Origin of the sequence: Kitasatospora sp. NPDC091276 (assembly GCF_040684355.1) — a bacterium.
Classification (GTDB): Bacteria; Actinomycetota; Actinomycetes; order Streptomycetales; family Streptomycetaceae; genus Kitasatospora.
Genome location: NZ_JBFBFU010000018.1, coordinates 91,280 through 114,684, shown reverse-complemented (window position 1 = coordinate 114,684; position 23,405 = coordinate 91,280). Strand labels below are relative to the sequence as shown.

19 protein-coding genes are annotated in these 23,405 nt (G+C 74.5%); 5 read left to right on the top strand and 14 right to left on the bottom strand.

All coding sequences use genetic code 11. From position 1 onward, the window contains the following. The first annotated feature begins 152 nt into the window (after positions 1 to 152). A complete protein-coding gene (locus AB0O19_RS22880; protein ID WP_363621856.1) occupies positions 153 to 680 on the top strand; it encodes a hypothetical protein in 528 nt (175 codons plus the stop codon). Positions 681 to 718: 38 nt separating this feature from the next. Here the strand turns inward: AB0O19_RS22880 and AB0O19_RS22875 are convergent, their stop codons facing one another. Continuing rightward, entirely contained in the window at positions 719 to 2,047 is a 1,329-nt protein-coding gene (locus tag AB0O19_RS22875) for an MFS transporter (RefSeq protein ID WP_363621855.1), read from the bottom strand. Between the two features lie 122 nt (positions 2,048 to 2,169). Here AB0O19_RS22875 and AB0O19_RS22870 point away from each other — a divergent pair, with 122 nt between their 5' ends. Continuing rightward, positions 2,170 to 2,817, top strand: a complete 648-nt coding sequence (locus AB0O19_RS22870) for a TetR/AcrR family transcriptional regulator C-terminal domain-containing protein (RefSeq protein WP_363621853.1) — start codon at positions 2,170 to 2,172, stop codon at positions 2,815 to 2,817. 25 nt (positions 2,818 to 2,842) lie between these two features. Here the strand turns inward: AB0O19_RS22870 and murQ are convergent, their stop codons facing one another. The 4 genes from murQ to AB0O19_RS22850 form a co-directional block, all read right to left on the bottom strand. Next, positions 2,843 to 3,745 carry an N-acetylmuramic acid 6-phosphate etherase gene (gene murQ / locus AB0O19_RS22865; protein ID WP_363621851.1) on the bottom strand — a complete coding sequence of 301 codons (903 nt, stop codon included), beginning with the start codon at positions 3,743 to 3,745 and terminating at the stop codon, positions 2,843 to 2,845. Positions 3,746 to 3,911: 166 nt separating this feature from the next. Continuing rightward, complete coding sequence (locus AB0O19_RS22860) at positions 3,912 to 4,529, bottom strand: HAD family phosphatase (RefSeq protein ID WP_363621849.1); 618 nt, start codon at positions 4,527 to 4,529, stop codon at positions 3,912 to 3,914. Positions 4,530 to 4,685: 156 nt separating this feature from the next. Then, positions 4,686 to 5,366 carry a DUF6445 family protein gene (locus AB0O19_RS22855; RefSeq protein WP_363621847.1) on the bottom strand — a complete coding sequence of 227 codons (681 nt, stop codon included), beginning with the start codon at positions 5,364 to 5,366 and terminating at the stop codon, positions 4,686 to 4,688. Between the two features lie 96 nt (positions 5,367 to 5,462). Then, positions 5,463 to 6,221, bottom strand: coding sequence for a helix-turn-helix domain-containing protein (locus tag AB0O19_RS22850; protein WP_363621845.1), 759 nt, complete (start codon positions 6,219 to 6,221; stop codon positions 5,463 to 5,465). Positions 6,222 to 6,383: 162 nt separating this feature from the next. Between AB0O19_RS22850 and mca the strand changes: the two genes are divergently transcribed. Further along, positions 6,384 to 7,325, top strand: a complete 942-nt coding sequence (gene mca, locus AB0O19_RS22845) for a mycothiol conjugate amidase Mca (protein WP_363621843.1) — start codon at positions 6,384 to 6,386, stop codon at positions 7,323 to 7,325. Positions 7,326 to 7,348: 23 nt separating this feature from the next. On the opposite strand, the gene AB0O19_RS22840 is transcribed toward mca, so the two are convergent. Next, positions 7,349 to 8,791: a PHB depolymerase family esterase gene (locus tag AB0O19_RS22840; protein ID WP_363621841.1), complete on the bottom strand. Its 1,443-nt coding sequence runs from the start codon at positions 8,789 to 8,791 to the stop codon at positions 7,349 to 7,351. 201 nt (positions 8,792 to 8,992) lie between these two features. Between AB0O19_RS22840 and AB0O19_RS22835 the strand changes: the two genes are divergently transcribed. Next, positions 8,993 to 9,577 (top strand): PaaI family thioesterase, encoded by a 585-nt coding sequence (locus AB0O19_RS22835; protein ID WP_363621839.1) that lies wholly within the window; start codon positions 8,993 to 8,995, stop codon positions 9,575 to 9,577. A gap of 108 nt (positions 9,578 to 9,685) precedes the next feature. Here the strand turns inward: AB0O19_RS22835 and AB0O19_RS22830 are convergent, their stop codons facing one another. The 3 genes from AB0O19_RS22830 to AB0O19_RS22820 all read right to left on the bottom strand — a co-directional run bounded on the left by AB0O19_RS22830 (position 9,686) and on the right by AB0O19_RS22820 (position 12,517). Beyond that, a complete protein-coding gene (locus tag AB0O19_RS22830; protein ID WP_363585589.1) occupies positions 9,686 to 10,684 on the bottom strand; it encodes a YdcF family protein in 999 nt (332 codons plus the stop codon). Between the two features lie 81 nt (positions 10,685 to 10,765). Beyond that, positions 10,766 to 11,719, bottom strand: a complete 954-nt coding sequence (gene pip / locus AB0O19_RS22825; protein WP_363621837.1) for a prolyl aminopeptidase — start codon at positions 11,717 to 11,719, stop codon at positions 10,766 to 10,768. A 120-nt stretch (positions 11,720 to 11,839) separates the two neighbouring features. Further along, positions 11,840 to 12,517: a TetR/AcrR family transcriptional regulator C-terminal domain-containing protein gene (locus tag AB0O19_RS22820; protein WP_363621835.1), complete on the bottom strand. Its 678-nt coding sequence runs from the start codon at positions 12,515 to 12,517 to the stop codon at positions 11,840 to 11,842. Between the two features lie 170 nt (positions 12,518 to 12,687). On the opposite strand from AB0O19_RS22820, the gene AB0O19_RS22815 reads away from it, so the two are divergent. Next, entirely contained in the window at positions 12,688 to 14,325 is a 1,638-nt protein-coding gene (locus AB0O19_RS22815; protein WP_363621833.1) for an MFS transporter, read from the top strand. 50 nt (positions 14,326 to 14,375) lie between these two features. Here the strand turns inward: AB0O19_RS22815 and AB0O19_RS22810 are convergent, their stop codons facing one another. The 5 genes from AB0O19_RS22810 to AB0O19_RS22790 form a co-directional block, all read right to left on the bottom strand. Next, a complete protein-coding gene (locus AB0O19_RS22810) occupies positions 14,376 to 15,188 on the bottom strand; it encodes a lysophospholipid acyltransferase family protein (protein ID WP_363585585.1) in 813 nt (270 codons plus the stop codon). Next, positions 15,185 to 16,021, bottom strand: a complete 837-nt coding sequence (locus AB0O19_RS22805; RefSeq protein ID WP_363621831.1) for a GNAT family N-acyltransferase — start codon at positions 16,019 to 16,021, stop codon at positions 15,185 to 15,187. Before AB0O19_RS22805 ends, AB0O19_RS22810 begins: the two co-directional genes overlap by 4 nt. Before the next feature lie 350 nt (positions 16,022 to 16,371). Continuing rightward, positions 16,372 to 17,751 (bottom strand): serine hydrolase domain-containing protein, encoded by a 1,380-nt coding sequence (locus tag AB0O19_RS22800; protein ID WP_363621829.1) that lies wholly within the window; start codon positions 17,749 to 17,751, stop codon positions 16,372 to 16,374. A 233-nt stretch (positions 17,752 to 17,984) separates the two neighbouring features. After that, on the bottom strand, positions 17,985 to 19,364 hold the full coding sequence (locus tag AB0O19_RS22795; protein WP_363621827.1) for a M1 family metallopeptidase: 1,380 nt from the start codon (positions 19,362 to 19,364) through the stop codon (positions 17,985 to 17,987). Beyond that, positions 19,346 to 23,302, bottom strand: coding sequence for a Pls/PosA family non-ribosomal peptide synthetase (locus AB0O19_RS22790; RefSeq protein ID WP_363621825.1), 3,957 nt, complete (start codon positions 23,300 to 23,302; stop codon positions 19,346 to 19,348). The genes AB0O19_RS22795 and AB0O19_RS22790 overlap by 19 nt, the downstream gene beginning before the upstream one ends. Positions 23,303 to 23,405 lie beyond the last annotated feature (103 nt).

The window sequence follows — 23,405 nt, the reverse complement described above, 5'->3', positions numbered from 1 at the left end:
TGGCGAGCCAACCGTCGAGTGCGGCGGGAGGTCAACGATGCCCGCCCGGGAGCGGCGGAATCGCGTCACCGGGAGGAGACGGAGAGGGTGATGGATCGGGTGCACACGGCTTTTGCTAGCATCCGGCGGCAGATGCGTCGGAGGGGGTTCGGGTGGACGGTGGCAAGCGGGTGGAGGAGTCGGTCGAGGTCCGCTACACGCCGACGACCGCGGACTTCCGGGCGGCCTTCGCGGCCCGGGCCCGGGGTACGGCGGCGGGTCGACGGTCCCGGCGGTCGAGGTACCTGACCGCCTCCTGCACCGGGGCCGGTGCGGTGGTGCTCTCGGTCGCCGACCGGACGGTGGGCCCACCGGCGCTGGTGATGCTCGCGGCCGCGCTGCTGCTGGTGGTCGGACTGCCCTGGCTGCAACTGCGTCAGGTGCGGCGGATGGCGGCGGACAAGGGTGAGTTCCGGATCGTCCTCGGCGAGGCCGGGGTGACCGTCACCAACGCGGTGTCCAGCGCCGAACTCGCCTGGCGGGAGCTTCCGTACTACCTGGAGACGCCCGGACTCTCCGTCCTGCTGGGCGGGGACGAGCAGACGCACGTGCTGACCCTGCTGCCCAAGCGCGGCACCGGCGACCCGGGCCGGCTCGGCGCGTTGATCGCCCGGCACGCCACGGTGCCCGCCCGGGGCTGAGGGGCGGCGCCCCGGTCCGCCGCTGTCGAGGTGGGCGGTCATGGCGCGGGTTGTTGGTCGGGTTGGTGGGGCTGGTCGAGGTGGTCGCGCCGGGCGAGCTGGTCGGGTTGGTCGGGGGTGTTCAGCTGGTCGCGCTGGTCGTAGCGCCAGAGCGCGGGCAGCGCGGCCGACAGGGCGGCGGTGCCGGCCAGGCAGAGCAGGCCGCCGGTGCGCAGCGCGACGCGGATGCCCTGCCGGGCGGCGAGGCCGCCGGCCCGCAGGTCCCCGAGGGCGGGCCCGGCGGAGCCGATCAGCATCTCCAGGCCGGCGGCGCGGCCCCGAAGTTCGTCCGGAATGGACTGGTTCCAGATCGCGCTGCGGAACGTGTCGCCGATCTGGTTGGCGCCGCCCGCGACGAGCAGGCAGAGCAGGACGGCCCACAGGCCGGGGGCGATCGAGGCCGCGGCCGTCGCCGCGCCGACGAGGGCGGCGCAGAGCAGCACCAGCCGGCCGTGCCGGTGCACCCGCTCGGTCCAGCCGCCGGTGGCGGCCGCGAGCAGGCCGCCCGCCGCAGCGGCCGAGTAGAGCAGGCCGAGCGCCCACACCGCGTCCAACTCCTGGGCGAGGAAGGGGAACAGCGCGGTCGGCAGGGCGCAGACGGTGGCCGCGAGATCCGCGAGGTAGGTGCCCAGCAGGTCGGGGCGGCGGGCCGCGTACCGGGCGCCGTCGACGAACTCCCGTAGTCGCGGTGCCTCGGCGTCCCGCTGCGAGGGGACGGGCCGGACCCGGGCCAGCAGGGCGATCGAGACCAGGAAGGTGCCGAGGTCGACCAGGTAGGCGGCCGGGACGCCGGCCGTGGCGATCAGCAGCCCGGCGGTGGCCGGGCCGGCCAGGCCGGCGATGCTCCAGCGCAGCGAGAGCAGGTTGCCCGCCGCCACCAGCTGGTCGGGCGGCACCAGCCGGGGGATCATCGCCTCCGCCGAGGGCTGCTGAAGGCCCTGCAGTGCCGCTGCCAGTCCGGCGGCCGCGTACAGCGGCCAGAGCGCGGGCGTGCCGAGCAGCGCGTTGGCGAGCAGCAGGGCGCTCAGTGCGGCGAGGGCGAGTTCGGTGACCAGGGCGACGGTGCGGCGGTCGGCACGGTCGGCGAGGACGCCGCCGTAGAGGCCGAACACGATGGTCGGCAGGAGTTCGACGGCGCCGACCGCGCCCACGGCCAGCGGTGAACCGGTGAGGTCGGCGATCTGGAGCGGGATCGCCGTCATGGTGAGGACGGAGCCGAGCAGGGTGACGGTGCCGGCCGTCCAGGTGAGGCGGAAGTCGCGGGAGGACCGCCAGGGCGCGGTGTTCGGCAGCAGTCGGGACCTGGGACGGTCCGTTCCTGGGGTCATGGGGTGGTGGTCCCTTCGGGCCGTCGATCACGACGGCTCTCCTTATCGCTGATAAATTCCAGCTCGGAACTTATCGGCGATAAGGTGGAGTGGGCAAGCGGATAACGGAGAGGTGGTCGGCGGTGGCACTGCAACGCGACGAGGTGGTTCGCACCGCGCTGCGCGTACTCGACGAGGAAGGCATCGACGGCCTGACCACCCGGCGGCTCGCCCGCGAACTCGGCGTCCAGTCACCCGCGCTGTACTGGCACTTCAAGAACAAGCGGGAACTGCTCGACCTGATGGCCGAGGCGATGCTCGCCGAGGCCCTCCCGGCCGACCGCAGCCCGGATCCGGGGCACTGGCCGGACTGGCTCGCCGCCGACGCCCGCGCCAAGCGCCACGCCCTGCTCGCCTACCGCGACGGCGCCCGGGTGCACGCCGGAACGCTGCCCACCGAAGACGAACTGCCCGCCGTCGAAGCCCAGTTGGGTGCTCTCCGGCAGGCCGGCCTGCGGCCCCGCACCGCGCTGCGGCTGCTGCTCACCATCGACCGCTACATCATGGGCTGGGTCACCGAGGAGCAGGCCTGGCGACAGGACGCCGCCGACCGCGCCCGGCCGCCCTTCCCGGACGAGGCCCTGCGCGACCTCCCGCTGCTGCGCGAGGCGGCCGACGTGCTGCGCATGACCGACCACGACGCCGACTTCGAGTACGGGCTGCGCGTCCTGATCGAGGGCTTCCGGGCCGAGATCGCGCGCGAGGCGCTCGGGACGGATGGCCCCGCGTGACCGGCCGTGATCGGCCGGACAGCGCCTAACGGTGGGGGTGCAGTGCCTCGCGCAGCCGCCCGCCGGAGGCGGCGAGCTGCCGGGCGGCGGTCGGCGCGTCCACGTCCGCGAGCAGGACCAGGATCGCGTCCTTGGCCCGGCCTCCGGTGGCGGCGAGCGCGTGGCGGACCGCAGCCTCGTCGGCGCCGGTGGCCTCCGTGACGATCCGGTGGGCCCGTGCGCGGAGCTTGGCGTTGGTGGCCCGGACGTCGACCATCAGATTGCCGTACGTCCGGCCGAGCCGGACCATGACGGCCGTCGACAGCATGTTGAGCACCAGCTTCTGTGCCGTGCCCGCCTTCAGTCTGGTCGAGCCCGCCAGCACCTCCGGGCCGACCTCCACCTCGATCCCCAGCTCGGCCGCCGCCACCAGTGCCGAGCCCCGGTTGCACGCCAGTGCGACCGTCAGCGCCCCGGCCGCCCGTGCGGTCCGGACGGCCGCCACCGTGTACGGCGTGCGGCCGGAGGCGGAGACGCCCACCACGGTGTCGGCCGGGGTGAGCCGGAGCGCGGCCAGCTCGGCCGCCGCCAGCTCCGGGCGGTCCTCGGCGCCCTCGACGGCCCCGGTCACGGCGGTCCCGCCCCCCGCGATCAGGCCCACCACCAGGCCCGGACCGGTGCCGAACGTCGGCGGGCACTCGGCGGCGTCCAGCACACCGAGCCGCCCGGCGGACCCCGCCCCGGCGTAGACCAGTCGCCCACCGGCCGCCATCCGTGCCGCCGTGGCGTCCACCGCGGCGGCGATCCGGACCAGCTCCCCGGCCACCGCGGCGGGGACGGTGCGGTCCTCGGCGTTCATCAGGCGGAGCAGGTCTGTGGTCGGCAGCTGGTCGATCCCGGCCCAGTCGGGGCGGATCGTCTCGGTCGGCGGTAGGGCGTCCTGGTCCATGCGGCCAGCGTCCCCGGACATGGCGGTCGCCAATCGGCGCGGGGCCGCGCGTGGAGGTGGTCTCCGGGTCCTCGGTCGTGGCGGCGCCATGGCGGACGCCGGGAAAGGCGCGGTGGGAGCGACCGGTGTGCCCGTGATGCCTTCCTCGTGCGGAGTGCCCAGCCCGTCAACGGGCGTCGCCGTCGCCGAGGTGACGGGCGATGCGGGCGATGGCGGGTGCGTTGTCCTCGAACAGATGGGCCTGCATGCCCACCGCCCGGGCGGCTTCGACGTTGGGCGCGTGGTCGTCGACGAAGAGGCAGTCGACCGGGCTGACGCCCAGGGCGGCGCAGGTGATCTCGTAGGCACGCGGGTCGGGCTTGCCGGTCCCGATCTCGTGCGAGTAGACGATGTGCTCCACCAGCTCGTCGAACCGGTAGAGCGGGACCTCGCGTTCGCGGGCGCCGACGAAACTGTTGCTGAGGATGCCGAGCCGGGCCCGCCCGCGCAGTCCGCGCACGTGGGCGATGAGCTCCTCGTTCGGCGTGCCCAGGTACTCCTCCCAGAGGTCGGCCATGAAGGCCTCGACCTGGGCCGGGCCCAGGTGCAACCGGGCGGCCACCTGCTCGCGCACCTCCGGCTCGGTGATGCCGCCGATCGCGCCGGCCCGCCAGACGTCCCGCAGCCGCTCGTCGATCGCGTGCGGCGGCAGCTCCAGCCGGCGCTCCCAGCGCTCCGGCCAGCCCGTCCTCGGCGTGTACTCCAGGACGCCGCCGATGTCGAGGATGAGGCAGGGTGCGTTCACGGGTGGTCCCCTCTCTGATGCGGCCGCCGTGGCGCGGCCCGCCCCTGCCACTCTCAGGGGTGCGGGCGGGGCCGGGTCAAGGGGGCGGTGAGTCCTCGGAGGTTCCGGCGAGCGCGTTCGGCGTCCGCGTCGGCGGCAGGGCGTGCTGCGGGCCCGTCAGGCCATCCAGAAGAAGACGGCCGTCATCCGACGCTCCGGCAGCTCGGTGCCGTAGTAGGAGGTCGCGCTGTGCATGAGGTTGGCGTGGTAGAGGAGCAGTTGGTTGTAGCGGTTGGGGACGCGGACGTCCTCGGTGAAGTGGTCGGCGGGCACGTGGCGGGTGCCGAGCGCCTCGACCAGATTGTTGTGCGGCGCGTTGACGAGGTTCCCGCCGAGGCGTCCGCCGGGGAACTGCTGGCGGAAGAAGCTGGTGCCGGCGTCCTTCGGCGCGCCCGGGCTGAGGTAGAGCACGGCGGCGTAGCGGCAGAGCGCGCGGGAGTCGGTGTGCGGGCGGGACTCCGACTCCCCGGCGCCGACGACCTGGACGCAGTTGTGGTTGAGCGTGCCGCCGCCCGGGGTGCTCTGCACCCAGAGCCGGGAAGCGCCGGTGGCCTTGCGGACCAGGGCCTCCACCCGGGCCAGCTCGTCGGGCTCCAGGCCGGGCATGGTGCGCAGGCCGGGCCAGGTCTCGGGGCGGTACGGGTAGCCTTCGGTCCAGTCGCCGCGGGCCAGACAGCGCTCGCGGACGGCGTCCGGGTCGGTGAGGACGTTGTCCAGGACCCAGTAGTCCCGGCCTCGGGTGGGCTTGCGGTAGGGCAGGACCGGCAGGGTGGTGGGCCGGATGGGCTGTGAGGGCATGGGCCGACGATAGGGGCGGCGGTCGTCAACCTTCTGCCGTGAGCAGGTCAACCTTTCGTCAAGGGCTGTCCATGGGCGGGCGCCTCGCGCCGCAGGTCAGGAGCCCGGCCGGACGGCGAAGGTGCCCAGGGCGCCCTCCAATCGGTCGAAGGCCCGGACGGCCGAGGGGCGCACCGCCGCCGTGATGGCGGCGGCCTCGTCGCCGGCCAGCAGCCGGCGGAACACTTCGGTGAACACCGTGCGGTCGACGGCGGCGAGGAGCCCGGCGGCCACCCGGCTCTCGAAGTCGACCGGTGGGCCGGCCGGTGTGCTGACCGGTGTGTCGGGCGATGTGCCGGACGGAGTGCCGGACGGAGTGCCGGTTGTCGTCGTGGGGCGGATGGCCCCGGCCAGGGCCTCGGCCAGGGCGGCCTCGCTCTGCTCGTGTAGTTCGCGCAGCCGGGCGACCAGGGCTGGGCTGTCGGAAACGGTGTGGGCGAACGCCGGGCCGGAGAAGCCGAGCCGCGGGTCGTGCCGGTCGAGGCCGGCCAGGCAGTCGCGGCGCAGCGCGGCGAGGGCGGACTCGCCGGGCGCACGCTCGGCGACCGCCCGGGCGAGCCGGCCGACGATCTCCTCGTGCAGGTCTAGGAGGAGGTCCTCCTTGCGCGGGAAGTGGTTGGTGACGGTCATCTTGGCGACGCCGGCGGCCGTCGCGACCTCGGCGATGGTGGTGCGGTCGAAGCCCTGGTCGATGAAGAGCCTGGTCGCGGCGTGCGAGATCGCCTCGCGGGTGCGGCGCTTGTTGAGCTCGCGCAGGGTCGGGGTGGCCCCGGGCCCCGTCGTGGGCCCCGTCGTGCCCATCGTGGGTTCCGTCACGGTTTCCGTCGTGGTTTCCGTCGTTGGTTCCGTCATGGGGGCAGCGTAGCGCAGTTCGCTGGGTCGGACCCAGGAATTAGGCTTGACCTAATCACTGGGTTCGTCCTAAGTTCCTTCCGGGCGGTCGGAGTGGCCGCCGGACGGACGACCCGGGGAGGGCGCATGACCACATCGGCCACGTACGGAGGCGCCATGTTCACCCAGCACGCCGGGCGGCTCCGCCTGCTCAGCGTCCACGCCCACCCCGACGACGAGTCCAGCAAGGGCGCCGCCACCCTCGCGCGGTACGCGGCCGAGGGAGTGGACGTCCTGGTCGCCACCTGTACCGGCGGCGAGCGCGGCTCGGTGCTCAACCCGGCCATGGACCGCCCCGAGGTCCGGGCGGACCTCGCCCGGATCCGGAGCGAGGAGATGGCGGTCGCCCGGGGCATCCTCGGCGTGCGCCAGCAGTTCCTCGGCTTCGTGGACTCGGGCATGCCGGGCCCGGGCGAACCGCTGCCGGCGGGCTGCTTCGCCGACCAGCCCGTGGCGGGCGCCGCGGCGCCGCTGGTCGCCCTGATCCGGGAGTTCCGTCCGCACGTGGTGGTCACCTACGACGAGACCGGGGGGTATCCGCACCCCGACCACGTGATGACCCACCAGGTCACGGTCGAGGCCTTCGAGGCCGCCGCCGACCCGGGCCGCCACCCCGAGGCGGGGGAACCCTGGCAGGCGGCGAAGCTCTACTACCACCTGGCGCTCTCCAGAGCCTGGTTCCAGACCCTGCACGACGCGATGACGGAGCGGGGTGTCCCCTCGGGCATGGGCGCACTGCTCGCGGACTGGCCGGACACCCCGCCCGCCCTCGCCACCACCACCCGGATCGCGTGCGCCGAGCAGTTCGCCGTACGGGACGCGGCACTGCTGGCGCACGCCACCCAGATCGAGCCCGGGGTCGCGTTCATGGCCCACCCGCGGGACATCGAGCGCGAGGTCTGGCCGACGGAGGACTACCACCTCGCCCGGAGCCTGGTGCCGGGCGAGGGCGAGGGGCCCGAGACCGACCTGTTCGCCGGGCTGCGCTCAGAAGGGGCGGGGCTGCGCCAAGGAGAGGGGGACGGATGAGCCGGAGGTCGGGTTTCGCCCGCTCAGCACTGGCCGTCGGCGAGCACGAAGTAGCCCGGGCCGGTCTGCTTCAGGGTGTGCGTCACGAAGGTGTTCCAGAGGCCCATGCTCTGGCCCGAGCCGAGTGCGTAGGTCAAGCCGCCGCTCTGGGTGGCCCGCCCGGCCCGGACCTGGTTGTAGTTGCTGTCGGTGAAGCACTGCTCGGCGCCGCCGCCGGTGGTCGCCGTCACCGCCGCCGATCGGGTGCCCACGGCCCCCGACGGGTCGACCGCCGCCACGGTGTAGCCGTACGACGTGCCGGGGGCGAGCCCGGTGTCGGTGAAGGACGGGCCGGTGGCACTGCCCGCCATCGCGCCGTCCCGGTAGACCTGGTAGGAGGCGGCCCCGCTGACGGCCTGCCAGGCGAGGGCGATCGAGCCCTGGCCCGCCGGGGTGGCGGTCAGCCCGGTCGGGGCGGGCAGGCCGGGGTTGGTGGGCCCCGTGCCGCCGTCGAGGCCCCAGAACTGCGCGGTGTAGTAGCTGGAGCAGATCGTGTTGAGGAAGTAGCTGCCGGTGGCCCCGCACTGGTCGGCTGCGGAGCCGGGGTTGACGGCCAGCCCGTGGCCCATCCCGGCGATGGTGAACAGCGCCACGGCGGGCCGCCCGCCCGCGTCGGCGTAGACCTCCTCGGTGGTGCCGCCCGGCAGGCTCCGGGTGCTGGTCGGGCTCTGGCCGACACCCTGGACGTTGGTCCACTGGTCGCGCAGTTCCGTCGCGTTCACCGGCCTGACCACGGTGTCCGCGCCGCCCTGCCAGATCGCCACCCGGGGCCAGGGCCCGGCGTAGCCCGGGTACGCGGCCCGGACCTTGTCGCCCCACTGGGCCGGGGTGAGCCCCTGGTCGGAGTTCTGGCAGCCGGAGGCGGCGCCCTGGGTGGTCGCGCACTGGGCCGGGAGGCCGGAGTCGATCGCCCCGCCGGCGAACACGTCCGGGTAGTCGGCCAGCAGGTCGGAGGCTATCCCGCCGCCGGCCGACAGTCCGGTGACGAACACCCGCCGGTCGTCCGAGCCGTACAGGGCCTTGGCCTTGGCGACCATCTCGATCACCGACTCGGCCTCGCCGGAGCCCCGGGCGTCCTTGGTCGCGTCGAACCAGCTGAAGCAGGAGAGGCTGTTGTTGGCACTGCTGGTCTGCGGGAAGACGACCGCGAAGCCGTACCGGTCGGCGAAGGTCGTCCAACCGGAGTTGCGGTAGTAGTCGTTGGCGGTCTGCAGGCAGCCGTGCAGCGCGACCACCAGCGGCGCGCCACTCGGCAGTCCGGCGGGGGTGTAGGAGTACATCGCCAGGTTTCCCGGATTGGCGCCGAATCCGGTGACCTGCTGGAAGGTCCCGCTCACGGTGTCGGCCGCAGCCGGGGCGGGTGCGGTGGTGCCGATCGCGAGTGCGGCGGCCGTCAGCAACGCGGCGGCGGCAGGACGGAGAGGCATGAGGGCTCCTGGGTGGGGGAGGAGTGGGGGCGGATGCCGTGCAGCGTGGCGCGCCCCGCGCCCCGGTGCCATGTGACGGCCACCCGAGGTCCACCGCGCCGCCATGGCGTGGACCGCCATGGTCCGATGCCAGGGGGACGCGCGCCGGCCGTACCCCGGAAGGCACTTGAGGGGCGTGCGCGAACAGGGCAGGTTGATCCCATGACGACGAACGAGGCAGACCCCGGCGGCGCGACGTCCCCGGAGGGCCAGGAGCTCCTTGAAGGCCAGCAGTCCCTGGAGGGCCAGGCGCCCCGGACCCGGACGCACACCTGGACGGCAGGCCCGCCGATCTCCGCCTTCCCACACCTGAGCGGAGAGGAGATTCTGCACGAGATCCTCGCGGGCCGGATTCAGGAGCCCGCGATCTGCAGCACCCTGGGGTTCCACCTGACCGAGGTGAAGCCGGGTACGGCAGTGTTCGAGGGCGAACTCGGCGACCACCTCTACAACCCGATGAACACCGTGCACGGCGGCTACCTCGCCACCCTGCTCGACTCGGCGCTCGGTTGCGCCGTGCTGAGCCGGCTGCCCGCCGGGATCGGCTACACCACCACGCAGTTGAACGTCCACATGCTGCGCCCGCTGTTCGCCGACTCGGGGCCGCTGCGCTGCGAGGGGCTGGTGCTGCATCTGGGCCGGACGATGGCGACGGCCGAGGCCAGGGTGGTCGGGGTGGAGAGCGGCAAGCTCTACGCGCACGCCACCACCACCTGCGCGATCCTGGCGCCCCGCCCGGTGGCCTGACTTGATGGCCTGATCGGAGGCCTGATCGGAGGCCTGGGCTGAGGTTCGGCTGAAGGTGCGGCCGGGCCCCGGTCGCTGCGGCGGCCGGGGCCCGGGGTCGGCTGCGGTTCAGAGGGCCGCGAGCAGCCCGCAGAGCGCGAGGAGGCCGCAGATCCCGAAGTTGACCAGCTTGTGGGAGAGGAACACGGCGGCGAACTCGCGGATCGTCGCGCTCGGCCAGTAGTACGCGGCGGTCGGCGAGCCGAACACCTGCCCGTTGACGCCGGTCTTGCGGGCGGTGAGCGCCGCCCGGAAGGCGTGGAAGTTGTTGGTGACCACGACACAGCGGTAGTCGGGCTTGGCCTGTTCCATGATGGCCTTGCTGAAGAGCAGGTTCTCCTCGGTGGTGCGGGAGCGGTCCTCGCGCTCGATGTGTTCGGCCGGGAAGCCGCGCCCGGTCAGGTAGTCGGCCATCGCGTGGGACTCCGGCAGCTTCTCGTCCGGGCCCTGGCCACCGGAGGTGATCAGCACCGGCGGGTTGCCGCGCGCGGCCTGCTTGTCGTACACCTCCCGGCCCCGGTCGAGCCGGCTGGCCAGCAGCGGCGGGACGCGCTCGCCGCCGATCAGGCCGGAGCCGAGGACGACCACGAAGTCCACGTTCCGGCGCGGCCGGTGGCGGCCGTAGAGGAACGCGTAGCCGACGAAGCAGACGAACAGGAAGGAGATGTAGCCGACCACCAGGACGGCGGTGCCCGCCAGGACGCCCAGCTGGTGCGAGCGGGTGGCCAGGGCCGCGAGCAGCAGCGCGATGACGGCGAGGATGCCCAGCCCGGCGAGGAGGGACAGCAGGTTGGCGGGCCGTCTGCCCTCCTTGCGGATCATGGTCAGGCCGTTGGCGATCAGGAACCAGACCAGGGCCGCCGTGCCGAGGGCCGGCAGCAGGATGATCGCCACCGCTGCCAGTCCCATCACCAGCGTGGGCGCCTTGCGCAGCTCGGCGAGCAGGGCGAGGGCGAGCAGGGAGACGGCGATGCCGAGCAGGACGGCATTGCTGAACTGGCGGCGGTCGCGTAGTACCCCGACTCCGAACAACAGGAAGAACAGGGCGGCTGGGACATAGGCGATCATGCTTCGTATCGTAGGCGGAGGCCGTTAGCGCGAACCGGCCGTCCGCCCGAATCGTCTGCCCGAACCGGCCGGGCGGACCGGTCAGGCGAACCGCTCGATCGCTGTGAGGACCGCCTCGGTCATCGCCGGACTCCCGGTGTGCCCGGACTCGTCGATGACGGTCAGTCGGGCCTCCGGCCAGGCCCGGACCAGCCGCCACGCGGTGTCGAGCGGCGAGCCGAGGTCGAGGCGGCCGTGGATCAGTTCGCCCGGGATGCCGGTCAGCCGTCCGGCGTCGCGCAGCAGTTGGCCGTCGGCCAGGAACGCGTGGTGCGCGAAGTAGTGCGCGGTGATCCGGGTGAACGCCATCAGCGCGTCGGTGGGGCGGTCGCTGTAGGCGTTCGGCTTGCCCAGCGCCTCGTGCGCGATGACGGCGTCCTCCCAGGTGGCCCAGGCGTTCGCGGCGGCCCGCCGGACGGTCTCGTCCTGGCTGTTGAGCAGCCGGCTGTAGGCGGCCACCAGGTCACCGTCGCGGTCGGCGGCCGGTAGGAAGTTCCGGAACTCCTCCCACGGGCCGGGCAGGAAGCGGGCGACGCCCCGGTAGAGCCAGTCGGTCTCCTCGGGGCGGGTCGTGGTGACGCCGCAGAGCACGATCTCGGAGACCCGCTCGGGGTGGGCCTGGGCATAGGCGAGGATCAGCGTCGAGCCCCAGGAGCCGCCGTACAGCAGCCACTTCTCGATGCCGAGGTGTTCGCGCAGCCGCTCCATGTCCGCGATCAGCCGCTCGGTGGTGTTGTGCTCCAGCCCGGTCATCGGGTCGGCGGCGTGCGGCAGGCTCTGTCCGCAGCCGCGCTGGTCGAACTGGACCACGTGGTACCGCTCGGGGTCGAAGTACCGTCGGGTGCCCGGCCGGTGGCCGGATCCGGGCCCGCCGTGCACGATCGCGGCGGGTTTGCCAGCCGGGTTGCCGGAGGCGTTCCAGTGCATCCGCTGACCGTCTCCGACGTCCAGCAGGCCTTGTGCGTAGGGCTCGTAGTGGGGGTGCAACTCGGGCATCGCGGAACTCCTCCGTGGACGTGCGGCCGGACAGACCCTAGCGGGCGCTCGCAGGCCGGGCCGCGGATTTTCGGCGGGCCCGGGGCGGGGCCCGGCCGGCCGGGCCCCGCCGTGGTGGGGTCAGCGCCGTTCGGTGGGCAGCAGGGTCGCGAGCCCGTCGAGGACGCGTTGCACGCAGAACTCGAAGCGGGTGTCCATGTCGGGTTCGGTGAGGTCGTCGGCCAGGGCGACGAGGTTGGGGAAGGTGTCGGCGGGCAGGGCGCGGAAGCGGTCTCCGGTGGCGTCGGCGATGTCCCGGCGACTGGTGCCGAGGACTTCGGCGGCCGAGATCGGGGACTGTTCCTGGAGGACGAACCCCTGGACGAAGGCGCCCAGCAGGTAGGTGGCCATGGCGGCGTCGGCGTCGGAGAAACCGGCCGCGCGGAGCCGGTCGAGCTGGTCCTCCATCAGGCCGAGCAGGTGGGGACCGGGGGAGAGGCGGCCCGAGACGACCTTGGCGGCGTCGCGCTTGTCGAGCAGCAGTCGGCGGTAGCGCCAGCAGTAGGCGTGGAACTGCTCGCGCCACCCGCCCTCGCGCGGCGGGGGTTCGGCCGAGGCCATCACCGCGTCGGTGAGCAGGTCGAGCAGTTCCTGCTTGTTGCGGACGTGCCAGTACAGCGAGGCCGCCTTGACGCCGACCTCGGCGGCGACCTTGCGCATCGACAGCCCGTCGAGGCCGTCCCGTTCCAGTACCCGCAGCGCGGCCTGGGTCAGCGCGTCCCTGGTCAGCGGCGGTGTCGTGTCGTCGTTCTCCGGCATGGCTGTGCGGACGCCTCCAACGGTCTCATCCGGTCGCGAGTCTCGTGGCGACTGTCCGTGGCGACTGCCCGTCGCGAGATCCCGCTTGCAATCTAACACCGTTAGGGGCACTCTGTGCGTGCCGCACCACTCCCTAACGCTGTTAGGGGCCAGGAATCGGGAGGGTTCCCATGCAGGAGTCGAGCGCCCGGCGCAAACGGCTCGCGCTACTGACGCTCTGCGTCACCATGTTCATGTCCATGCTGGACAACGTCATCGTCAACAACGCTCTGCCCCGCATCGGCCAGGACCTGGAGGCCGGGATCAGCGGCCTGCAATGGGTCGTCGAGGGATACAGCCTCGTCTACGCCGGGTTCGTGCTGACCGGCGGCGCGCTCGGCGACCGGCACGGCCGCACCCGGATGTTCCGGTTCGGCCTCGCGCTGTTCACGGTCGGCTCCGCGCTCGCCGCGCTCGCCGGAACGATCGGCCTGCTGGTCGGCGCCCGGATGCTGCAAGGCGTCGGGGCCGCGCTGCTCACCCCGGGCAGCCTCGCCCTGCTGCGCCACGTCTTCACCGACGAGCGCGAGCGCGCCAGGGCGATCGGCCTCTGGTCCGGGGTCTCCGCGTTGGGTCTGTCGATCGGCCCGGTGGTCGGCGGGCCGATGGTCGAGCACCTCGGGTGGGCCAGCGTTTTCTGGATCAACGTGCCGATCGGCGTGGCCGGACTGGTGCTCGCCGCCCGCGTGCTCCCGGACATCCCCCCGCGTGCCCGGCGGATCGACCTCGGCGGCCTCGTCCTCTCCGCCGCGGGCCTCGGCCTGCTGGTCTACGCGCTGATCGAGGGGCCGACCCGTGGCTGGACGGACACCCGGGTGCTCCTCTGCGGCGCCGCGGCGCTCGTGCTGCTGGCCGCCTTCCTGGTGCTCGAACTGCGGCTCGCCGAACCGATGCTGGAGCTGCGGCTGTTCCGCGACGGCGCCCTCGGCGGCGCGCTGCTCAGCGGCTTCATGGTCAGCTTCGGGATCTTCGGTGCGCTCTTCTTCCTGCCGCTGCTGATGCAGGGCCCGCTCGGCTGGTCCCCGTCCGACGCCGGCTACGCCGGGCTGCCGATGACCGGGATGATCGTCGTCGCCGCCCCGCTCTCCGGCCGGCTGACCTCACGGTACGGGCCCCGGCTGCCGTTGGTGCTCGGTCTCGTGCTGTGCGCGGGGGGCCTCGGCGGGCTGTCCCTCTACGGCGAGCACGCCCACTACGTCGAGTACCTGTGGACCTTGTTCGCGATGGGCCTCGGGATGGGGATGACCTTCACCCCGGTGTCGATCGCGGTGCTCCAACGGGTCGCCCCGGCGCAGACCGGGATGGCCTCGGCGAGCATCAACACCCTGCGCGAGCTGGGCGGCGTCCTCGGGATCGCGGTGCTCGGCGCCGTGCTGACCAACCGGATGACCGGCAGCCTGACCGCGGCCCTGCACCGGCTCGGCGTGCCGCCGGACGCCGTCGGCCCGATCGCGGACGCGCCCGCCGGGGCGGGGCACGGCGGTGGCGGCGCGGCCGCCGTGCTGCCCGGCCCGGTCCAGGACGCGGTGGACGGCGCCTTCATCGAGGGCCTCCACCTCGCGGCGCGCTGCGGTGCGGCCGCGCTCGTCGTCACCGCCGTCCTGGTCGCCGTCCTGCTGGGCCGGGCTCGCCCGCTCGCCCAGAGCGGCACCGGCCTCCCGGAATCGGCCCCCGACTCCGTGTCGGACCCCGGCCCCGGCCCGTCCGACCTCGGCCCGAACTCCGGTCCGGAGCCGCTGGCCGAGGCCCGGACGGTCCGACCGACCTGACGGGTCCGGCCGACCTGACCGGTCTGACCGATCCGCGTGCCGACGCCACGTCAGCGGATGCCCTCGACCGCCGCCTGCGCCGTGCGGGCCAGTTCCCGGCGCGCCCCCGCCCGGGTGGCCTGCGGCGCGGGCGGCGGAATCGGTGGCAGGAACGTCACGTCGGCGACCAGACCGCGCACCGCGACCACCCGGGCGAGCGAGGTGAGCAGTCCGTCGTCGCCGATGAAGGCGGGCACGCTGGTCGGCCGTCCGTCCGCCAGCCGGTAGCGGATCGTCACCGGCTGGACGAAGGCGCCCGCCTCCACCGCCGCCTGGAACAGCGCGGGCCGGAAGCGGCCGCTCTCCCGCCCGCACCAGGTGGACCCCTCCGGGAAGACGATCACCGGCTGGCCGGCGCGCAGCACCTCGGCCACCGTCGCCACGGTGTCGGGCAGCGCGCGCAGCCGGTCGCGGTCCAGGAACACGGTGCCGCCCCAGGCGATCAGCGGCCCGAGCACCGGCCACCGGCGGACCTCGGTCTTGGCCAGTGAGCGGCCCGGGCGGCCCGCCGCGATCAGCGGGATGTCCAGCCAGGACACGTGGTTGGCCACCACGAGCGTCCCGCCGCCGAGCGCGCCGCCCGGCGTCCCGAGGTGGACGGTGACCCCGAGGGTGTGCAACAGGACGCGCGCCCAGAGCCGGATCAGCCGCTCCCGGGTGCCGTGCGGGAGGAGGCGCAGCGGCAAGCTGAGCAGCACGCCCGCCAGCACCGCCGCCAGGCAGGCCGCCAGCCGCAGCGCCCGCCGGGGGTGCGAGACGGCGGGCGCCGTCTCGGCCAGGCAGGTCTCGGGCCGGCAGGGGGCCGTCGGCAGCCAGACGCTCATGATGAGGCGCCGAGGGGCCGGGCGGGCAGTCCGGACAGGAAGTGCCGCAGGTAGCGCGGGTCGGTGCGCTCCAGCGACAGCAGCACGTACAGGTCGACGCAGTCGAAGTCCGGGTCGTACGCGGGCTCGCCGCAGACCCAGGCGCCGAGCCGCAGGTAGCCGCGGAGCAGGGCGGGCAGCGCGCCGCGCTCGGCGCGCGGCACGCCGGTGGCGTCCCAGCGGCGGCGCGGGCTGACCCGGTACTGCTCGGGCGCCAGGTACTTGGCGCTGACGGTGTCCCAGACCCGGGCCGCGGTGGCGCCGCCGTCGTCCAGCGGGATCGAGCAGCAGCCGCCGACCCAGGTGTTGCCGGTGTCGGAGAGGTAGCGGGCGATGCCGCCCCACATCAGGTTGATGACGGCGCCGTTGCCCCGGTGGTCGGGGTGGATGCAGGAGCGGCCGAGTTCCACCAGGCCCGGGCGGACCGGGGCCAGGGCGGAGAGCTCGAACTCGCCGTCGGAGTAGAGCCGTCCGGCCCGCCGGGCGGCCTCGGGGCGCAGCAGCCGGTAGGTGCCGACGACGGCGCCGTGCTCGCCCTCGCGGACCAGGAGGTGGTCGCAGAACTCGTCGAAGGGGTCGACGTCGAGGCCGGCGACCGGGCTGTGCAGGACGGCACCGAGCTCGGCGGCGAACACCTGGTGGCGCAGCCGCTGGGCGGCGCGCACGTCGTCGGCGTCGCGGGCGAGGGAGACGGTGTAGGCGGCCGGGGCCTGCGGCCGGCGGGGGGCGGGGACGGCGGGGGCGTCCTGGGTGGGGGCTACTGCGGTCGGAGCGTACGTGGGGACGGTGGTCATGGCGGACCCTCCAGGGCAGCACGATCGGCGGCGCCCTGGATCGCCAGGGCACCGGCCCGGCCCGCAGGCGTTGGGCCTGCACGCGAACCGGTCCCCGTATATCTCTCCGAGCCGGTTGGCATCCATGTTGCGGTGCGGCGGAGCGCAGATGTGCAACTGCTGAATGGGACCACCCGTCGCCTCCCGGTCATCTGCCGGGCACCGGGCGCTCGCCCGCCGGGGGTGGACAGCCCGGGCGCCTGTGCGCCCGGGCCTGCCACCCTCCCCCGGGATTCCCCCGGAACTCCCGTGGACGGGTGTGATGTTGCGCGCGACCGGCGTGCTCCGAGAAGCGCGCGCCCAGGCGGGACCTAGAAGGCCTGCCAGCCCTGCGGGTCGACGTCGCCCGGGATGACGGGCGCGGGGCCGTAGGGTTCGCGGGTGAGGACGAAGGAGCCGAGGTCCAGGTGGCTGACGGTGCCGTCGGCGGTCCGGACCACCCGCAGGGTCTCGCCCGTGTAGTAGTTGTCCAGCCCCGTCCAGGTGCCGTCCGGCTCGGCGCGGAATCGGGAGCTGCGGGCTCCGCCGGCGAGCGAGGTCAGTTCGAGGCCGCGGTCGGCCCGCAGCCGCAGGGCCTGCGCCGAAGTGCCCCAGTACCAGGGGCCGGTGAGGGCCAGCAGCTCCTCGTCGACCTCGGGCAGCGGACGCCAGGGCTCGGGCAGCCGGGGCTCGTGCTCGGCGGTCAGCGTGATCAACTGGGTGGCCACCAGGGTGGTGCCGGCGCCGGTGGTGGCGTTGGACAGGGCGATCGCGGCCAGGCCGTCCTCATCGCTGACCCACAGCGCGGCGGTGAAGCCGGGCATCGAGCCGGTGTGGCCGTACAGCACCCGGCCTTCGTGGCGGCGCAGTTGCAGGCCGAGGCCGTATCCGGAGGTCCAGGCCGTGTCGTCGGGGCCGGTGGCGGGCCGGCGCATCTCGGCGAGCGAGTCGGCGGCCAGCACCTTGTCGTCCCCGGCGGAGAGGAAGGCCGCCCAGCGGGCCAGGTCGGCGACGGTGGACCAGAGTTGGCCGGCCGGGCCCATCAGCCCGGTGTCGGTGAGCGGCTCCGGCAGCATGACGTCGGCCCACGGGTGGACGGCGAAGCCCCCGGCGTGCGGGTGCTCGGGCAGCAGGGTGGTGCGGTCCATGCCGAGCGGTGCCAGCACCTCGCGCCGCAGCACCTCGCCCCAGGGCTCGCCGCGCAGCCGCTCGACCAGCGCGCCGAGCAGCGCGTAGCCGGGGTTGGAGTAGTGGTGGAGGCGCCCGGCCGGGTGCTTGATCGCGGCGCCGGGCTCCAGCAGGTCGTCCAGTCCGGGCCGCAGGGAGCCGTCGGTCCGCTCCCACCAGGGCCCGGGCGTCTCGGCGGCGAGCCCGGCGGTGTGGGCGAGCAGTTGCGCGATGGTCGCGCCGTCGGCCGGGGTGCCGGGCAGGTGTCGGGCGAGCGGGTCGGCGAGGTCGAGCAGGCCCTCGTCGCGCAGCCGCAGCACGAGCACGGCGACGAAGGTCTTGGTGAGCGAGCCGATCCGGTACTGGACGTCGGGGGTCGGCGCGTGTCCGTCGATCATGCTGCGGGCGCCGCTCCAGACCAGTCGGCCGTCCCGGACCACTGCGGCGGCCAGGGAGGGCGTGCGGCCTTCGGCCTGGGCGACGGCGATCCGGTGCAGCAGGGCGCGGCGGGTGGTCGGCAGCAGTTCGTCGGACTGATCGGTCATCTGATCCTCTGAATCCTTCGGCGTGGTCCGGCGGGGAGGCCCGTCGGCGTGGTCTGCCACGAGGTCCGCCGACGAGACCGTCGGCGAGGTCCGCGGGCGGGGGCCGCCCGCCAACACGGACGGGCAGCAGACGAACCCAACCTAGCCAGGCCGCTCCGAAGGATCCACCCGTCATCTCCGCAAACGCCCCGCAAACGCCCCGCGAACGCCCCCCGATTTCGCTGCCGGCCCGGTCAGCCCGGCAGCGGCGGGAGTTCGGGCCGCTGCAGCCAGGCCTCGAAGACCGGGGCCAGCGGGGCGGCCGCGTACCGGGAGGCGTGCGCGAGCAGGTCGGCGGTGCCGACGACGCCGTGCCGGTGGATGCTCGTCCAGTCCCGCAGCATCGCGAAGAAGGCGTCCTCGCCCAGCGCTCGCCGCAGCGCGTGCACGGCGAGGCCGCCGCGCTGGTACAGCCGGTCGTCGAACATCAGCCTGCGGCCCGGGTCGGCGAGCCTGAGGTCCTGCGGGAGCCCGGCCAGCAGTCCGTGCGCGGCGGCGGCGTGGGTGGCCGCGGCCGGGCCGCCGGCGTGCTCGGACCACAGCCACTCGGCGTACTTGGCGAAGCCCTCGTTGAGCCAGATGTGCCGCCAGTCGGCGATCGTCACGCTGTTGCCGAACCACTGGTGCGACAGCTCGTGGGCGATCAGCCGCTCGCGCTCCCAGCCACCGCCGAGGTGGTTCGTCCCGAAGGTGGCGACGCCCTGCGCCTCCACGGGGACGTCCAGTTCCTCGTCCGCGACGACCACCGCGTACTCGCCGAACGGGTACGGCCCGAACACCTCGCCGAAGTACGCCATCATCTCCGGCTGCCGCCCGAAGTCCCGGGTGAACGCGGGGACCAGCCGCTCCGGCACGTAGCCGGTCTGCGGCACGGCCGGGCGGGCCGCCAGCGGCACCGGCCGGTAGTGGCCGATCGACACCGTCACCAGGTACGGCGAGGTCGGCGCGCTCTGCTCGTACACCCAGGTGGTGCTGGACGCCCGGGTGGTGCGGGTCAGCAGCCGGCCGCTCGCCAGCACGGTGAACGGGGACGGCGTGGTGACCGCGATCTGGTACGTCGCCTTGTCGGCGGGCCGGTCGTTGCACGGGAACCAGGACGGCGCGCCGACCGGCTGGCTGGCGACCAGCGAGCCGTCGGTCAGCTCCTCCCAGCCCAGGCCGCCCCACGGGCTGCGCACCGGACGGGGGTTGCCGGTGTAGTGCACCTCGACGGTGAACGCCGCCCCCGCCGCCAGTGCCCTGGCCGGACGGATCCGCAGCTTGCCGGCGCGGTGGGTGTAACGGGCGGCCTTGCCGTCGACCAGCACCCGCCCGATCCGGAACTCGGCCAGGTCCAGCGCGAACTCGGCCAGCGCCGCGTCCGCCACGGCGCTCAGCCGGGCCGAGGCCGCCAGCCGGTTCGGCCCGGGCCGGTAGTCCAGCACGAGCTCGTAGCGGTGGACCCGGTAGCGGTGGTCGCCGCTGGCCGGGAAGTACGGGTCGGGGGCGCCGGCGGCCGCCGGGACGTGCTTGGGCTTCACGGGGGCGGGCACTTCCTGCGGGCCGGGACGGGTGGTCATGACGTGGGCTGCCACGCCTCGATGGGGTTGCCCAGCCACCGCGTGTCGGCGGGGACGGACTCGGCGCGCATCACCAGCGAGGCCGGGCCCAGCGTGCTGCGCGCGCCCACCGTGCTGCCGGGCAGCACGATGCCGCCCGGGCCCAGGGTGGCGCCCTCGCGGAGGACCACAGTATCCATCCGCATGATCCGGTCGTGGAAGAGGTGCGTCTGCACCACGCAGCCCCGGTTGACGGTGACGCCGTCCCCGAGGGTGACCAGGTCCGCCTCCGGCAGCCAGTAGCTCTCGCACCAGACGCCGCGGCCGACCCGCGCGCCGAGCGCCCGCAGCCAGAGGTTCAGCACCGGCGTGCCCGGCACCGCGCCGACCAACCACGGCACCGCCAGCACCTCGACGAAGGTGTCCGCGAGCTCGTTGCGCCACACGAAGCTGCTCCACAGCGGGTGCTCCACCGCCCGGAACCGGCCGACCAGCAGCCACTTCGCCGCCACCGCGACCAGGCAGGCCACCGCGCCGGCGCCCAGCAGCACCAGGCCCGAGAGCAGCGCGGCCACGCCCGCCGACCAGGAGACGGACAGCCGGGACAGCACCGCGACGGTCAGCACGCCGAGCGCCCCCGAGGCGAGCACCGGCAGCAGCCGGGCCAGCTCGACCAGCCCGCGCGCCCAGAGCAGCCGGGCCGGCGGCTCGTAGGTCAGGCTCTGGTCGGCCTCGTCCGCCGAGCGCGGCAGCCGCATCGGCGGCATGCCCAGGTACGAGCCGCCCTTCTTGGCCTTCTCGGGCGTCGCCGACAGCACGCCCACCAGGCCCCGCTTGGGCACCGCCCGCCCCGGCGCGGTCATTCCCGAGTTCCCGAGGAACGCCCGCTCGCCGACCTTCGCCTCGCCGAGCCGCACCCAGCCGCCGCCCAGCTCGTACGGCGCGATCAGGGTGTCGTCGGCCAGGAACGCGCCGTCGCCGACGGTGGTCAGGCTGGGCAGCGCCAGCACCGTGGACACCTCCGCGCCCCGGCCGACCCTCATCCCGAGCGCCCGCAGCCACAGCGGCGTGACCAGCCCCGCGTACAGCGGGAAGAGCACCTCCCGGGCCCGGTCCATCAGCTGGGTGACGGTCCACGCCTGCCAGCCGACCCGGCCGTGCAGCGGGTGCACCCCGGGGACCAGACCGCGGCTCAGCAACCGGACGGCGGTCACCAGCTGCGCCGCGTACACCGCGCCGTACGCCAGGGTGGCGGGCAGCAGGCCGAGCAGCGCGCCGCCGAGCGCCGCGCCGAGGTCGTCGCCCTGGTGGACGAAACCGGCGAGGACCGCGAGCGCGGCCAGCGCGGGCGCCACCGGGAGCAGGCCGAGCGCCGTGCCGCTGGCACCGTAGAGCGCGGCCCAGAAGACCCGGTGGGGCGGGCGCTCCTTGGGCCACGCCCGCTCGACGCGGCCCAGCTTGACGGCGGGCGCGCCGCCCCAGCGCTGCCCGGTCGGCACGTGCCCGGTGACGCTGGAGCCGGGCAGTACCTGGGCGCGCTTGCCGACCCGGGCGCCGGGCAGCAGGGTCGAGCGGGTGCCGACCACGGCGCCGGAGCCGACCTTGACCTGGCCGACCTCCAGCCGGTCGCCGTCCAGCCAGTAGCCGCACAGGTCCACCTCGGCCTCGACGGCGCAGCCCCGGCCCAGCTTCAGCATCCCGGTGACCGGCGGCAGCGAGTGCAGGTCGACCTCGGGCCCGACCTTGGCACCCAGCGCCCGGGCGTAGCGGACCAGCCAGGCGCCGGACAGCGCGGTGGCGCCGCTGAGCTCGGAGAGCCGCTCGGTTGTCCAGAGCCGCAGGTGGACGGCGCCGCCGCGTGGATGGCTGCCCGGGCGCAGGCCGCGCAGCAGCAGCCGGGCGCCGCCGGCCGCGATCGCCAGCCGGCCCGCCGGGCTGTACAGCGCCAGGGCGCCCGCGCCGACCGCCCACCAGGAGGCGGTGGGCGCCCACGGGTAGTCGCCGAGGTGGGAGAGCAGGTTGCCGGCCGCCAGCAGGGCGACCGTCCAGCGCAGGCCGACCACGGTGAACAGCGGGATCAGCAGGAGCAGCTGGAGCAGCTTGGCCCGGGTCGGCACCAGGGCGATGGTGCGGGCCTGGCCGCCCTGGGCGGCGGTGCGCTCCAGGTGCCGGGCGAGCTTGCGCAGCGTCGGGTGCTGGTAGACGTCCAGCACGGCGGCGTTCGGGTAGCGGGTGCGCAGCAGCGTGGTGAGCCGGGCGGCGGCCAGGCTGCCGCCGCCGATGCCGAAGAAGTCGTCGCGCGGGCCGCTCACCGTCACACCGAGGATCTCGGCCCACTGCTCGGCCAGCCAGGCCTCGGTGCCGTACAGCTGCTCGCTCGGCCCGGCGTTCTCCAGCTCGGGCAGCGGCCAGGGCAGGGCGGCCCGGTCGACCTTGCCGGAGGTGCGGGTGGGCAGGGTGTCGACCGGCGCGAGCAGCGGCACCAGGGCGGCCGGCAACCCGGCGCGCAGCTTCTCGACGGCCTGCTCGCGGTCGAAGCCGTCCTGGACGACCAGGTAGCCGACCAGCAGCTGGTTGCCGCCGCGCGCGGTGCGGACGGCGGCGGCCGCGCCCGCCACGCCGGGCAGGGCCTGGAGCGCCGCGTCGACCTCGCCGAGTTCGATCCGGCGACCGCCGAGCTTGATCTGCTCGTCGGTGCGGCCGAGGAACAGCAGGCCGGCCGGGTCGGCCTGGACCAGGTCGCCGCTGCGGTACGCCCGCTCCCAGCCGAGCGAGGCCAGCGGCGCGTACTTCTCGGCGTCCTTCTCCGGGTCGAGGTAGCGGGCCAGGCCGACCCCGCCGATCACCAGCTGGCCGGTACCGCCGGCCGCGACCGGCTCGCCGGTCTCGTCGACCACGGCGAGGTCCCAGCCGTCCAGCGGCAGGCCGATCCGGACCGGGCCGTCGCCGGTCAGCAGCGCGGCGCAGGCGACCACGGTGGCCTCGGTGGGGCCGTAGGTGTTCCAGACCTCGCGGCCCTCGGTGACCAGCCGCTGCACCAGCTCCGGCGGGCAGGCCTCGCCGCCGAAGATCAGCAGCCGCACCTCGTTGAGCGCCTCGGCCGGCCAGAGCGCGGCCAGCGTCGGGACGGTGGAGACCACGGTGATCTCCTGCTCCGCCAGCCAGGGGCCGAGGTCGGCGCCGCTGCGCACCTGGGAGCGGGGGACGGGCACCAGGCAGGCGCCGTGGCGCCAGGCCAGCCACATCTCCTCGCAGGAGGCGTCGAAGGCCACCGACAGGCCGGCCATCACGCGGTCGCCGGGGCCGATCGGCTCGTCCTGGAGGAAGAGCGCCGCCTCGGCGTCGACGAAGGCGGCGGCGTTGCGGTGGGTGACGGCCACGCCCTTGGGGCGGCCGGTGGAGCCGGAGGTGAAGATGATCCAGGCGTCGTCGGCCGGCGTCGGGCGGGGGCGGTGGTCCGCGGCCGCCTCGCCGGGGTCGGGGACCGGGCGTTCGCGGTGGACGGTCAGCGCGCGGTCGGCGCCGAGCGACGCGGCGACGCCGGCCTCCCCGAAGACCAGCTGGGCGCGCTCGTCCGGGTCCTCTGCGTCGACCGGCACGTAGGCGGCGCCGGCGGCGAGCACGGCGAGGATCGAGACGTACAGGTCGTTGGTGCCCGAGGGGACCCGCACGCCCACCCGGTCGTCCGGGCCGATCCCGGCGGCGGCCAGCCGGCGGCGCAGCTGCTCGACCTCGGCGGCCAGGGCGCGGTAGCTGAGCACGGTGCGCCCGTCGTCCAGGGCGGGTTCGTCGGGGTGGGCGCGGACGGTGGCGTCCAGGACGTCGACCAGGGTGCGCGGTGCGGCGGCCGGACGGCCCGGGAAGAGGGCCTGTGGCGGTGGGGCCTGTGGCGGCGTGGCGTGGGGTGGTGTGGATCGGGGTGGTGTGGCGTGGGGCGGCGTGGCGGACTGCTCCGTGCTCGGTTCAGCTGTCATGGCAGCCCGTACGCTCCTCGTCCTCGCCCCGTTCCGACTGATGCCCGGCCCTTCGGGGCGGTGGGAGCACTCGCCTGACCGGGTGACCCCACTCCGGGGCCGG